We start from the raw sequence: 13,745 nt of genomic DNA on the forward strand, positions 1-13,745 counted from the left end.
ACCCAGACGCGTCTTCTAAACCAGCACCGCACTCAAGAGGCCGTCTCTCCACTCGGTCTCAAGCAGTTGTTCCACTGTTTCCGCCGGGATCGGCCTTGACAGGAGATAGCCCTGAGCGGCATCGCAGCGATAGCTCCGAATGCATTCCAGTTGGCAGGCATCCTCGATTCCCTCTGCAACGACAACCAGGTTGAGGGTATGTGCCATGCGTACGATCGCGCCAAACAACTGCGTTTTGCGTTCATCGGTGCCAACATCCTCCAAGAAAGTCCGATCCAGCTTGACGGTGGAGACTGCGAGCCGCGGAAGGTAAGATAGCGAAGAGTATCCTGTACCGAAATCGTCGATAGCGATCCTGACGCCGAGTGCTTGAATGGCATCAAGCTGAACTTCCGCGGAGCTCTGCATCAACATACTCTCCGTCACCTCTAGATGCAGTGCGCTGCTTGGGAGCCCGGCTCGACTTAGAGCATCCCGCACTTGCTCGGCAAAGTTGTTGGTCTCCATCTGCTGGGGCGAGACGTTGACCGCAACGAACAAGTTCGTGCTGTAGCGAGACCTCCAGTCGCCGATGTGCCGGAGTGACTCCTCTAGCACCCAAACACCGATGGCTCGAATATTTCCGGTGTATTCGGCCATGGGGATAAACTCAGCTGGAGAAATGTTACCGAGCTCTTGATGTTGCCAGCGTAGCAATGCCTCGAATCCGATCAGGCGCCCTTCGTCGAGAGAAATTTGAGCTTGAAAGTGGACCTTCATCTCTCCACGTTCAATGGCATGAAACAGGTCCTGTTCGAGCTGAACTCGACGTACAAGCTTTTCATGCTGAGGGATCTCGAAGACGACGAACTGGTTGCCCCCTTTTTGTTTTGCGGAGTACATCGCAGAATCGGCAGTATGCAGGATATCGGCGATCGAGTTCATGCCCCGGCCGTTCGTGGGGGCGAGACCGACGCTGGCCGCGCAGCGAAATGGCCGTCCATCCAGGGAGAAAGGCTCGCGGAAGTCCTCGATGATCAGTTGCGCCAGTATGCTGGCCTCATCGAGTTCAAGGTCTTCGCAGCAGACAACGAACTCGTCGCCGCCCAATCGCGCCACCAGGTGCTTTCCCTCGGCTCGTGCTACCAGCCGCTTGCCCACTTGAATGAGCAGGGCGTCCCCTGCGTCATGCCCGAAGGTATCGTTCAATAACTTGAAGCGATCAATGTCGATAAAGATCAAGGATGCGGGACTCTCGGACGGATGCTCCCTTCTCATCGAAAGCCGGTGCAGGAGAACGCGCCGATTGGGCAAATTCGTGAGAGTATCGACACACGTCGTTTGGGCCTCTGCGTCTGCCTGGCGCAAAAGTGCCACATGAAAGGTGTGCTGCAGCTCGAGGGCCGCGGCGATGTCCGTTCTCGTCCAAGGAGCGGCTTTGCCACGTTGAGTTTCGGTCCAGGCTGCAAATGAGGTACGCGGGCAGATTTGTCCGCTGGCTGGATCTACTTTTTTCGACTCACCCGGATTGCCTCCCCATTCGATGGTTCGGAGGACCTCGGGACGAAACCAGACCACGCAATCGTCAGTCGAATCAGCAACCGAAATCATAAGCGCACCGCTTGAAACAGGAGCGAATTCAGCAAAGTGGGATTTCAAAGTCGGAACCGCATCACAGCTGGTGATTCCATTCGACAAGCGCCCTCGGAGGAAATGCATCAATGCAAGCGCATCTTGGAGTGGCGGAGTCACTCCGCCGAGGCGTGCATATCCGTGAAGTTGGACCAGGACCCCCGTCGCACGGAGAGGCGCAAGCAATTCCTGGGTATAGTCCGGCAACAGATCGGCCATTGGTCTTCCGGAGGCGACCATCGAGGCCACCTTACCGAGTCGTCCGCGATTGTCGAGCTCCTCCGCATTCCTGTCCTTGGTGTCGGTCACCCCGATCAACATCGAGATGATCTGCCCCAAAACGTCACATAGCGAGCGGACCTCTGGCTGTACCTGGAGTGGCTTGCGATGATGACAGATAATGAGTCCCCAGAGCCGTTGCTGGTCGATCAGCGAAATGGCGAAGCTAGAGCCCACCCCCATATTTTTCATGTATTGAATGTGAACCGGCGAGACACTCCGCAGCGTGCATCGGGTCATGTCGAGCGGCCGCCCTTTGGTAAGAAGAGGATCGCCAAGTATCGGCGAAGTCAGGGAGTCCACGTCGGCTATCGATCGGGTTTGCTGGAGGAGATACAAAGCCCTCGCCTGCGATGGGATATCCGAAGCCGGAAAATGAAGATGAAGGAAACTTGCAACATGCGGTTCCTTGTCTTCAGCCACGACCTCTCCATGGTCATCGGGGTGAAAGCGATAGATCATGACGTGGTCGTGTCCGGTCAACGCACGAATGCCCCGGACTGTCTGATTACAGAGCTCCTGTTGGGTTTTCGCCTCCCGAATTCCCTCTACTGCAACTTCCATCCGTTCGGTCAAGTTGTCCCAACCATCGGTCTGCCGCTCCTTTTCTATCTCCACACAGATCAGGTCATTGACGCGATGAGTGAACGCCAGGAGCTGCACTGCGCCCCCGCCCGGCAGATTGATGTTCAGCCGGTTGCCCGGCTTTCGCCCCTGCGCGTCATGGGACTTGAGGATCGCGGCGGCAGAGTCAGCCGTCAGAATCTCCGCTAAGGGCCGGCCTAAAACCGTTGCCGGCGCAATGCCCAAAAAGCTTTCGGCGTTCGCACTGACATAGGCTATGAGCAGGTCTCCACTGGTGACGGCGAGCAGCATCCCGTGGGACTGTATTGCTGATGGGATGTGAATCGGTTCCTGATGGCAGTTCGTCACGTCTACCGGCATCTCGGGGAGATCGCAATGGTTATCGGTGCTGATCATTTTTCATCCATTCCCCGATGGAGCGAAAAGTGGCGATCGCGCCTTCAATAACTTGCTGAGCTTCTCCTGGATGGGCAATTCCATAATCGTCGAGGCATTTCTTGAAGTATTTCCAGGAGTCCTCGGCATTCGGGATGCGACAGGCAAAGAATGCCGTCGCTCCGGTAAGCTGTGCTCCAAGCACTTGTTCGAGACGACGAAGAATGAACCGGGCCCCCAGTGTGGCGCCCTCCAATACATACAGTGCCCCAAGAGAGTGAGCAAAGCTCGGCATGACCGGTAAAGCGCGAACGGGTGCATCTCTCATCATGATTGGAACGACACCCAAGGCGCATAGGTCCGACGCTAACCGCACGGTGCGCAGTCTTTCTTGTATGGACAGACCCGCATCCGACCAGCCGTCACATCCGAGTAATGCGGCCTCGAGTGGACGGTAAAGCCGGTAGAACCGAATGAGACACTCGCGATATTCATCCAGGGTATGAATGGAATCGGGGAGCCTCAAATCTCGCTCAACCTGTTCATGCAGAGAGGAAGTTTCGTTTCGCAGACGCAAAGATAGCGCCGAGCTCGCAGACTGGACGGTTTGCTGCTGGTGGTCCGGCGATTCAGCCGCTGTTTCCAAGGTAGACCGCTGATCTCCTCGGCCCATTTCAGGAGCATGATTCTTAAGCACCTGTGTTCCTGGCCACATGCTTGATACTTCGGACAATTTTGGAGAACCGTGAGAGCATTCTAAGAATCCCGCGCACACCAATGTGCACGGCGTTTAGGTGAGTTAGTAATGAGAGTGTTAGGAGGGATGATCCAGGTCTTGGAGGCAAGCCGTGGTTGCAATGGGGCTTAGCCGCGGAAAGTCTCCACAGAGACCGAACTCCGCATCAGCTATCCCGGTCTGGCGAATGGAACGCCCTTCGCAATGAGCAGCGCACCCGCAGCCACACCAGGCTATGAGTTGGTCTTTGTGGCGGCAACGCCTACCCAGCGATTGCAATCATCAAAGATTGCTTTCAAATCGCTCCGTCTCAAGATATTCTCGGCGCCTGGTTCGCTGCGAACTGCATTCAGAAGGGTCATTGCCTCGCGATACTCATTCCAAGCTTCCTGTGAATTCCCGCTGAGGCGGGAGGCGGTCGCCTGGAGATAATAAATTCTTGCCAGACGCAAACGCATTCCTGACCTCTCTGTGGGCGCTGTGACGTCTTGCAGCGTCTGCCTGGCGTGCGCGTAATCCTTCGCCTGGATCAGTGCCTCGGCGAGCGAAACGGAGCACTGCAACGCCAGGTTCCTGTCAGAAGCCTTGTCGGAGGCGATCAGTGCGCGCAGCCGGCTGACCGCATCGCTGCCATGGCCCTGCGCGATAGCCAGCCGCGCCAGATTGAGCGTGGCTTCGACTATCCCGTTCGGACTGCTCCCTCTGGATGCGGATTTGAGAGCAGCGGCGAATTGTGGGCTGGCTCCGGCAAAGTCTCCACGATATAGAGCGATGTTTTCCCCTGTGTGCCTTGGACACTTGCCAGAAGAGTCTCGTTTTTCAACTCCTTGGCCAAACTCTCAGCCTGATCCAGCAGCGGTCCTGCCTCATCGCCTCTTCCGGCTCGGCCGAGCGCCTCGGCAAGGTTGACCAGGGCCATGGCGGCATCAGTACTCTTGTCTCCCAGAGCCTCAAAACCTTTGACAGCAGACTGGATCGAATCGACTGCGGCGCCGAATCTTGCCTGATATCCAAAGATCAAACCCATCTGGCTCTGGGTCGAAGCGACGCCCAGAGCGTTACCGTTGCTGCGCCAGATGTCGAGCGCTCGTTTGAGAGAGGACAATGCCTGGTCGTATTGACCGGTCATCGTATAAGCGCTGCCAAGCCCCTGAAGCGGCTCGGCTATGCGCTGCGGAACCTCGATCTTCTCCCCCAGCTGGAGCGCCTGCTGGAAATAGGTAAAGGCGCTTTCGGTATCTCCCTTGGCCAGGTGGAGATCGCCGATATCGTTCAGGCAGAGTGCTTCGTTGTTCTGGTCGCCGGCATCGCGCTCTACCTGGAGCGCTTGGCGGAAGAGTTGTAGCGCCTGGTCATTCTGATCGCGGGCCTGATAAACACCCGCCATATCGATGAGAGCGTCACCAGCTTCTTTATTCGAGCCGATCTGTTGGAAGAGCGCGAGCGCCTTCTTATAATTCGCGAGCGCCTCATCGGACTTACCCATATCAAGCTGCATCTGGGCAGTTTCGTCCAGTCCCGCGGCAACCGCGCGCTTCTGTCCGATCTTCTCGCTGATGGCAATGGCTTCATCGAAATACCGCAGTGCTTCATCCCGCTTCTGCAGCAGCCGGTAGGTGATGCCCATCGAGAGCAGAATCATCGCGTGCTGCTCTTTATTGTCAGTCTGAATGGTCAGGTATTCAGCCTTGCTCAGAGGATCCAGGGCGGCCTGCGGCTGGCCACTCTGTCCCTCGACGATGCCCAACTGCCACAGAGCAATCACGTTCTTTGGATCGGCTTCAAGAATCTTCGTGAACTGCGCGCGCGCTTTCGGGTAATCTCCGGTGTCGGAATACAACGTGCCGAGCGCATACTGCACATCAACGTTGCTGGGCATCGATTGAGCGAGACTTTCGTAAATACCGATTGCCTTCTTGGAGTCGTCGAGGATCGTTGCGTGGGCGGCCGCGATGAGCGATGACTCTAATTGCGGCAGGTTTTCCGAACTTGCCAGCTCGACCGCTCGCCGCGAGGATTGTTGAGCGTCCGCCTCGTGGCCCAATGACGCCCGCGTCTGGCCGAGTGCCGAGTAGGCCAGCGCAAACTGAGGATCCGCCTCCACCGCGCTTTGGAAGGAGGAGCTCGCTTCAATATTCCGCCCGACCCGCATCAGTTCAAGTCCCTGATTAAAGTCGCGGAGAGCGTCAAGCGATTGGGAGGTGGGCTTGAATGCCTGGTTCTGCAACTTATTAACTTCGCTTGAGGAAAAAGCGAGGCTCTTGCGAACCTCGTCGGCGAGTGCATCGATTGCCGCCGGGAGGGCCCGGTCGCTTGCAGCCGTCGCTTTCACTGCCACAGTCCGGGTGTGCTTGAAATCACGAACGCTTGCATCGATCTGGATCTGATCGCCTAATCGCACATACTGTCCTGAAACAGCTATATCCGTCCCGGTGAGATCCACCACGTGCCGCAGCATGTCGGCGTCGACGATTGTCCCCGGCTGCACCTGCAAATCAGACATCACCTGGTGAAGACGGCCGCTCGAGATGGTGTGGAGTTGCTCGGATTGGCCAATGTCCGTGCTAAGCGTGTCAGCCAAATAGGGGCCCAGCCAATCGAGCTTTGGATCTCCGGAAGCGTTATGCAGCGGCAGCACGGCCAGGGTAAAGGCCGGATTGACCGCCGCGCCCCGCGTTGATGTCTCCGGCTTCGCGGCTGGACGAAGGACAAAATAGCCGCCTATCGCCAGGGCCAGGAGAATTGCCACCACTCCGGAACCGATCAGCAACCACGCATTCTTCCCCAGCCCCTGCTTGGCATTCTCCTTGCGGGCCGGAGGCGCCTCGCTGATCGCGCGCCTGCCCTGCCACGCTTCTAGATCCGCGAGTAGTTGGGCCGAGGTCTGGTAGCGTTCGGCTAGATCGCGTTCCAAACAACGGGTCACGATAGCGCTTAGAGGGGCTGGAATCGTGTCATCCAGTTCGGAGACGGGGACCACGCGTTCTTGAGTCCGCTTGATCAGGCTGGCCAGAGCGCTGTCTGCCCGGAAAGGAATGGCGCCGCTCAATAGTTCATAAAAAATGACGCCGAGAGAAAAGATGTCGGAGCGCTGATCGAGCTCCTTCGCCAGCGCTTGCTCCGGAGACATGTACTCCATCGTGCCGACCAACGCTCCGGATTGAGTCATTCCATCGCTTCCCAAAGTCCTGGCCAGACCGAAATCCATGACCACCACGCGCCCATTCACATCCCGCATGATGTTCTGCGGCTTCAAATCCCGGTGGATGACTCCCACTGCGTGCGCTGCTTCGAGGGCGCGACAGACCTGCTGCATGATCTCCACTGCTTCAACGGGAGAGAGCTTGGTTCTTTCCTGAATCAGAGAGCGCAGATCCTGGCCCTCGACAAACTCCATGGTGATGAACTTCATTCCATCGGATTCGCCGAGATCGTAGATACGAACAACATTCTTGTGTGTTACCTGAGTAGCGAGGATGAGTTCCTGTTTAAATCGGTCGATGATGGACTGATTTCCGGCGAGGTCCGGTCGGATCACTTTGACCGCCACAATACGGCTCAACTCCAAGTCTCTCGCCTGGTAGACCGCGCCCATTCCCCCAATTCCGAGAATGTGGAGGATCTCATAGCGCTGGCCAAGGACCGTCCCGACTTCCAGGATGGGCACACCCGCGTAGACATTGAAGGGTCCGGAGGCCGGGCGGGGAGTCGCGGGAACGCCCAACATGGTAGGTGCATCGGAGGAGATTCTGCGGCCAGGAAGGTCTGAGATCTTGCGATCCGGTATGTCAATCAGGGTCGGGGAATCGAGACCAGGTGTACTCCCGGAGGAGGAACTCTCGCCCGGCAGGGGAACGCGTATCCCTGCACCCTTGTTTCGCAGGTCGTCTTGCCGGTCTCGGCGCTTCTCATCCATAAAGCGTTGATGCTCCGGGTCACGCTCGGCGACCCACATCGAACCGTTTGCGGAGTTCAGGCTCCAGTTGCCAATGAATACGCCTAGTTCACTGGAGTATATAACGTGCAAAGAGAAGTAAAAACGAGTTTAAGCAGGGACCGCCGATCGTCTTCCGTTGGCCCCAATCGACTCGTTTCAGACGTCAGGATGATCGGGGAAATTCCCCCTCGTTCCGGACATTTTTTATCGCCATCCTAGTCATGGTGACTCCGAGGGCGATACCGTTTCATGGGAGACAGGCGCTTCCTGGCGATGGGGAGGATGTTAGAGCCCCTGGTTCGCTCTGGCGATGCTGGTTCGCTCTGGCGATTCTGGTGGGCTCTGGCGATGCTGGTTTCAGAAGTCCCGGGAGGAGTACTGGCTGGTCGCAGTTTAATGCCCAGCGGTTGGCTTGCTGCCCGGCGTCTTCGCGGGCACGGTCGCCGAGCTTGGCGTGGGGTTCGTGTTCGGGCTCGGCACTGCGGCAGCACTCTGGGCGGGCAGGTCGGCAGGGGTGAGATATTGAACGATCAGCGAGACCCGCCGGTTGGACGGGTCAAAAGGGGCGGCGGGCATACGTAATCGCTGGTTGGCAAAACCACGCACCTGTGAGACTTGATTCTCCCTCAGCCCTCCGGGATGTTGCATGAGCCTGCGGGCCACATTCGCCCGGTCTTCGGAGAGCTCCCAATTGGAATAAAGCTTCGCACCCGAGAACGGTTGAGAATCAGTGTGGCCTTCGATCGAGACGCGGTTGGGAACGGTGGAAAGCTTGTCGGCCAGCAGATTCAGCATGTCTTTGCCGTCCGGCTTGAGCGTTGTCCCTCCAAGATCAAAAAAAGTCCCGTCCTTGGATTCGAGCAGCTCGATCCGAAGTCCTTCCGGAGTGACAGTCATCTCGACTTGTTTGGAAAGGTCCTTTAAGTTGACCGTCTGATGGATCTGCCGCTCCAGCTGCTCCTTCAGTTTTTCTATATTTTCCTTGGTAAAGGGGAGTGCCTCGCCCGATCCCGACTTGTCGGATCCAACTTCGGTCGACTTGCCTAGCGGATCGTTGAAATAACCGGCAACAACTTTCTTGGTGTGCTCGCTAGTATTCAAGAGCCATAACACGATAAAGAGAGCCATCATCGCGGTGACGAAGTCGGCATAGGCGACCTTCCAGGCCCCGCCATGGTGGCCGGCATGCCCTTTCCCGCGCTTAATGATGATAATGGTCGGCTTAGCCATACCTTGGAGCGCTCCGAAGTTGCAGGTGTGAATGGATAGCGATTCGTTCGAAAAAAGACTAGTCCCGCGAGAACCGCCAAGCAGACGCGCATTTTTGTCGACAGGAGGTCCAGGGAGAGATGGTTAGTCCCCGGCAGCACTTCTTCTTCTATCTAGGCGGCCTCTTTTTCGGTTGCGGCCGGCGCTGCCGACTCACCTCGGCAAGCTGCTTCCAATTCCTCGAACGTCGGCCGGACATGGAGCGGAATAGATCGGCGAGCAATCTCAACCACGGTCTGCGGTGCATTTCCTTTCATCGAGGCCAGCATCAGGACTCGTAGCATGTGCACGTAAGTGTGTTCTTCCTCGGTGGCCTTGGTCATATTCGAGCTCAGCGGACCAACGACTCCATAACACAACAGAATTCCTAGGAATGTGCCGACCAAGGCTGCTGCAACCTTTTTCCCCAACTCTTCCGGCGGACCACTCAAGGCGCCCATGGTAATGACCACGCCGAGCACCGCAGCGACAATCCCGAGACCCGGCAACGCATCCGCGACCGTCGAAAGCGCGGTGATCGGCGCAGAGGCGCCATGATGGCAGACATCCATATCCAGCTCCATCATCTGGTCCATGTCGAAGGGGTCAACTCCTCCGGTGACGATCATGCGCATCGTGTCGCAGACAAAGTGGCAGACGTGATGATCCTTCAGGAACTCCGGATATTTCTTGAAGATCTCGCTCTCTTCCGGTTTCTCAATATCGCCTTCAATCGAGAGTAGACCGCCGCGGCGGACCTTGTTGAGCAGTTCGAACATCATGGTCAGCGAGGAGATGTAGCGGACCTTGCCGAACTTGGAGCTGCCGATTGTCCCCAGCAGGGCGCCAATGATCTGTTTGAGGATGTGCAACGGGTTGGCAGTCAGCAGCGTGCCCACTGCGGCGCCGACGATGATCAAGACCTCGGCCGGCTGCACCAGCACGGCCAAGTGTCCCTTCTCCATCATGAAGCCGCCTATGACGGCCCCGAACACTAACACGATACCGATTATGGCAAACACATCACGCTCCCAGAAATCCGCATCGGGACGGCGATCCAACCGTCGTTCGGAGGTGGCTTCTCTAACCCAGGGGTAAAGGGAGAAAAATCGACCGTCTCACCGGCTCTATCGGCACCGGGATGGTTGAACTTGACTGCTAGAGAAGAAGTACAGATGGTGTGGCTTCCGGAGATTGACGTAGGCCGCTACTTCGAGGAAATGACCGCCGGCTCAAGTGGTTCGCATCGGAGCAGCCAATTTCAGCCCTGCAGCGAAGGTCGCGGAGCTTTCACAACGTCTGCAGAGTGGGGAAAAGAGGTCTTTAGGAAGTTGATTTGCCGGTCGGAATGCGGACCACGAATTCGGTTTTGCCGGGAGTCGTGTTAAATCCAATTTCGCCGCCAAAGGAACTCACCACGATCCGCCTTGCAATGTCCAGCCCAAGCCCGGTACCGACACCCACTGGCTTGGTGGTAAAAAATGGGTCAAAGATATGCTTTTGAAATTCCTCGGGGATGCCCGACCCCTCATCGGCAATACCGACACACACGAAGCCATCCTCCGCCCAGGTACGAACGTAGATGGTTCCTCTGTCGGGGCTCGCGTCCACGGCGTTATCAATCAGGTTTGTCCACACCTGGGTTAAACCGGCGCCACGGCTTTCAATTTCCGGGAGATTAGCGGCGAATTTTTTATCGACCTTCAGGTCTTTCGGGCGCAGTTTGTGGGCCAGGATCGTAATTGTGCTCTGCAGGCCATCATGAACATCGATCACATGGACCTGGGTCGTATTTTCGTTATAGGAATATTTCTTAACCGCGGTAACTAATTCTGACACCCGGGTAATGCTTTCTTCGATGGCCACCACGAGTTGCATGCTGGAAACGAGAGACGCAAGCCAATTCAGGGCGTCCGAGAGATCAGCGCCACGAAAGGCATGCTGAGTGCAGTCCAAATCCCGGTCGGTGATGCCAACCGAGGTGAGCGTTGGAGCCATCTTCCAACTGTTCTGCACTCCCGCCGCATCCAGCCATTCGGCTAGACATTCCTCGGCGTCCGATTGATCGAGGGAACTCATCGCCTTCTGCTTTTCACAGGTGAGAGCGCGTTTCTGAAGGCTCTTCATACAATCGATCTGTTCCCCTTGCAGGGGCGATTCACAAAACCGCAGGCTGATTTGCTGAAGCTGTACCAGATTTTCTCGCAGCTGGGCCGCCGCTCGCCGGGCTGCCGTACCGGGATTGTTGAGCTCATGCATCAAGCCTGCCGCCAGGGTCCCTAGCGACATCAGCTTCTCACGGTGAAGCGCGAACGCCTGATAATCCTGCAGGCGGCGCTCCATATTCGCCACCACCGCCTGGCGGACGACGGGGCAGGTCGCCATCAGTCGCCAAAACCCCTCTTCATCCACCCGAATCAGGGTTGTATCCAACACCACTTCTGAAAAGGTGACGGTAGCTGGACGCCCGGTGAGCAGTGGTACCTCTCCAAAGCTCTCCCCGGCAGTAAAGTGCAGGAGGAGTCCTCTCGAGCCGTCGTCCTCCTTCTTGAATCCGCGAATCTCACCGCGCAGCAGTCCGGAGAGACCGCGCACCTGTTCGCCCTCTTTGTAAAGCACTGACCCGGCGGGTGCATGAACCACCTCGACTTCACCGAGGCATCCGGCATCCTCTTCACGGAGTTGCGAGAATATGGCTATCTGGCGCAAGTCGGAATAGACTTCTCGCGCGTTTACCTTCACTGTCGTGACTAGCTGTTCATCGGGCATCGTGGTGAGCTGGCTTTAGAACCTGGCCAGATACTGGTGCATAAACTGCACCGAAATGGAACCCTCCCCTACTGCGGACGCTGCCCGCTTGATCGAACCATGACGGACATCTCCCGCGGCGAATACTCCAGGAATACTGGTCTCCAAAAGATAGGGCTGTCGGTCTTCCTTCCAACTCTTCGGCATCCTGCCCTCGATCATGAGATCGCGTCCACACAATATAAACCCGTTCGGATCGCGCATGACTCCCTCGGGCAACCATCCAGTATTAGGCGCCGCTCCGATAAAAATGAACAGCGCGGAGGCCGGCCTGGTACTCTCTCCGTCCGCTGTAGAAACCCGAATCGCTGCCAATCTTTCCTCGCCGCATGCCTCAACTACATGCGATCTCGTCTCAACCACTATGTTGGATGTACCAGCAATCTGATCGATTAAGTATTTCGACATGCTCTTCTCGAGCGACTCTCCCCGCACCAGCATGGTTACTTTTCGGGCATATTTCGAGAAATACATCGCCGCCTGGCCGGCGGAATTGGCTCCGCCAACGATAAAAACCTCCTCGTCGCGGCAGGAGATCGCCTCAGTCATCGCCGCTCCGTAATAAATGCCGGCGCCGGTGAACCGGTCGAGCCCGGGAATCTCGAGCCGTCGATAGTTGACTCCGACTGCTAGCAGCGCTGCGCGGCAAGAGACTTCCTTGCCGTCGGCGAGGGTCACAAAATGATATTGGTTGGCGCTGCGAATACCGGTCGCAGTCTGGGCGAGGAACTCGGTTCCAAAGCGGGATGCTTGAATGAACGCGCGTTTGGCCAACTCGGCTCCGCTCACTCCGGTCGGAAATCCCAGATAGTTTTCAATCCGAGAGCTGCTGCCAGCCTGTCCTCCGGGAGCTTCCGGCTCGATTAGCAGGGCCCGCAAACCCTCCGACGTCGCGTAGACCGCCGCAGCCAACCCTGCCAACCCCGCCCCTACGATGACGACGTCGTAGAAATCCCTTTCCGCGGTGACATGCAGACCGATCTTCGAAGCAAGTTCAGTTTGCAATGGTTGAACTAGCGACGTTCCATCCGCAAACAGGACTGCAGGAAGCTTGTGCTCATCAAGCTTGTATTTGACCAGCAGCTGCTGTGCCTCGTCGCTACGTTCCGGATCCAGCCATTCATACGGAATCTGGTTGCGGGACAGAAAATCCCTCACCTGGTGATCTTTCAAAGACCAACGGGGACCGATCACGCGCAAACCTTCAAATGGTGGCTTGTAGCCCTCTCTCCACGAGCCCAGGAGATCGTCTAATACGGGGTAGAGCCGTTCTTCGGGCGGATCCCAAGGTTTGGTGAGATAGTAGTGGATTTTCGCGGAGTTGATCGCCCGGATGGCCGCCTCAGTGTCCGCATAGGCGGTCAACAGCGCCCGCTTGGCCTCGGGAAAGACAAGTTGTGCTTTCTCGAGCAGCTCGACTCCAGTCATGCCCGGCATGCGCTGATCGGAGAGGAAGAGCGCTACCGAGTCGCCTCGCTCCACTAACTGTGCGCAGGTATCCAATGCTGCCTGCCCGGATCCGGCGCGAAGAATGCGATAGCCAGCGCCGTATTGACGGCGCAGGTCTTGTACGACCGCCTCGAGCACGCTAATGTCGTCGTCGACCGCGAGGATTACCGGCTTGCCCATAAAAACCTGCTCCACCCTCTCATGATTTTCCCTCAGCGCACTTAAGCCCTGACGGGAATCTTGCCCGCCCATATCCAGAGCGTTTTTCCAGTCCTGCTCTACAAGTTTACGGCCAGGTGCAATATCTCAGGAACGAGAGCGTCGCGAGCCGTCCGCGGATCCGACGCTCAGCGGACCCAGGCTTATCAGGTGTGTACATCCGGATGAATCATATTGCACAAGCCGTTACGATTTTTCCCCGTATTTTGTTACTGCTGCGGTAGTGTATTTCTCAACGGTCCAAGTTGATAGGACGCATGAAAGCACGTCAGTCCACCACTGAATTCCTTCTTTTCCCAGCCGATTTGTTGAATTTCAAGAGCGGATCTGTCTGAATTGGAGACACCGGAAAAGAAGTCGATCGCAATCGTCGATACACGAGGAAGAGATGGGTGCCATAAGGCCGCCCGCGCAAGACACTCCTGTCGCGAGCGACCTTGGCGTTCGGCCACGTTCCGCATGTGCCCGTCCAGATCGACATATACGCGAATTTAACGA

At 56.9% G+C, this 13,745-nt stretch carries 8 protein-coding genes; all 8 read right to left on the reverse strand.

Going from position 1 to position 13,745, the window contains the following annotated elements; all coding sequences use genetic code 11:
- Positions 1–15: 15 nt before the first annotated feature.
- The 8 genes from ACPOL_RS16270 to ACPOL_RS16305 all read right to left on the reverse strand — a co-directional run bounded on the left by ACPOL_RS16270 (position 16) and on the right by ACPOL_RS16305 (position 13,208).
- Positions 16–2,871, reverse strand: coding sequence for a bifunctional diguanylate cyclase/phosphodiesterase (locus ACPOL_RS16270; RefSeq protein ID WP_114207983.1), 2,856 nt, complete (start codon positions 2,869–2,871; stop codon positions 16–18).
- On the reverse strand, positions 2,855–3,496 hold the full coding sequence (locus ACPOL_RS16275) for a biliverdin-producing heme oxygenase (RefSeq protein ID WP_161557396.1): 642 nt from the start codon (positions 3,494–3,496) through the stop codon (positions 2,855–2,857). Before ACPOL_RS16275 ends, ACPOL_RS16270 begins: the two co-directional genes overlap by 17 nt.
- 323 nt (positions 3,497–3,819) lie before the next feature.
- The gene (locus ACPOL_RS34875; protein WP_114207985.1) at positions 3,820–4,149 is read right to left on the reverse strand and encodes a hypothetical protein; all 330 of its coding nucleotides are present in this window, start codon (positions 4,147–4,149) and stop codon (positions 3,820–3,822) included.
- A 116-nt stretch (positions 4,150–4,265) separates the two neighbouring features.
- A complete protein-coding gene (locus tag ACPOL_RS16285) occupies positions 4,266–7,502 on the reverse strand; it encodes a protein kinase domain-containing protein (protein ID WP_161557397.1) in 3,237 nt (1,078 codons plus the stop codon).
- A 414-nt stretch (positions 7,503–7,916) separates the two neighbouring features.
- Entirely contained in the window at positions 7,917–8,753 is an 837-nt protein-coding gene (locus ACPOL_RS16290) for a flagellar motor protein MotB (protein WP_114207987.1), read from the reverse strand.
- A gap of 152 nt (positions 8,754–8,905) precedes the next feature.
- Positions 8,906–9,793 carry a flagellar motor stator protein MotA gene (gene motA / locus ACPOL_RS16295; RefSeq protein WP_114210862.1) on the reverse strand — a complete coding sequence of 296 codons (888 nt, stop codon included), beginning with the start codon at positions 9,791–9,793 and terminating at the stop codon, positions 8,906–8,908.
- 301 nt (positions 9,794–10,094) lie between these two features.
- Positions 10,095–11,540 (reverse strand): sensor histidine kinase, encoded by a 1,446-nt coding sequence (locus ACPOL_RS35520; protein ID WP_114207988.1) that lies wholly within the window; start codon positions 11,538–11,540, stop codon positions 10,095–10,097.
- 15 nt (positions 11,541–11,555) lie between these two features.
- Complete coding sequence (locus ACPOL_RS16305; RefSeq protein WP_114207989.1) at positions 11,556–13,208, reverse strand: NAD(P)/FAD-dependent oxidoreductase; 1,653 nt, start codon at positions 13,206–13,208, stop codon at positions 11,556–11,558.
- Between the last annotated feature and the right edge of the window lie 537 nt (positions 13,209–13,745).

The sequence above is a fragment of the Acidisarcina polymorpha genome, from assembly GCF_003330725.1.
In the GTDB taxonomy this organism is placed as follows: domain Bacteria; phylum Acidobacteriota; class Terriglobia; order Terriglobales; family Acidobacteriaceae; genus Acidisarcina; species Acidisarcina polymorpha.

Bases quoted from the DNA above. Each gene is read 5' to 3' on its own strand.
- ACPOL_RS16305 (WP_114207989.1), bottom strand. From the start codon at position 13,208: ATGGGCAAGCCGGTAATCCTCGCGGTCGACGACGACATTAGCGTGCTC.
- ACPOL_RS16285 (WP_161557397.1), bottom strand. From the start codon at position 7,502: ATGGATGAGAAGCGCCGAGACCGGCAAGACGACCTGCGAAACAAGGGT.
- ACPOL_RS16290 (WP_114207987.1), bottom strand. From the start codon at position 8,753: ATGGCTAAGCCGACCATTATCATCATTAAGCGCGGGAAAGGGCATGCC.
- ACPOL_RS35520 (WP_114207988.1), bottom strand. From the start codon at position 11,540: ATGCCCGATGAACAGCTAGTCACGACAGTGAAGGTAAACGCGCGAGAA.
- ACPOL_RS16270 (WP_114207983.1), bottom strand. From the start codon at position 2,871: ATGATCAGCACCGATAACCATTGCGATCTCCCCGAGATGCCGGTAGAC.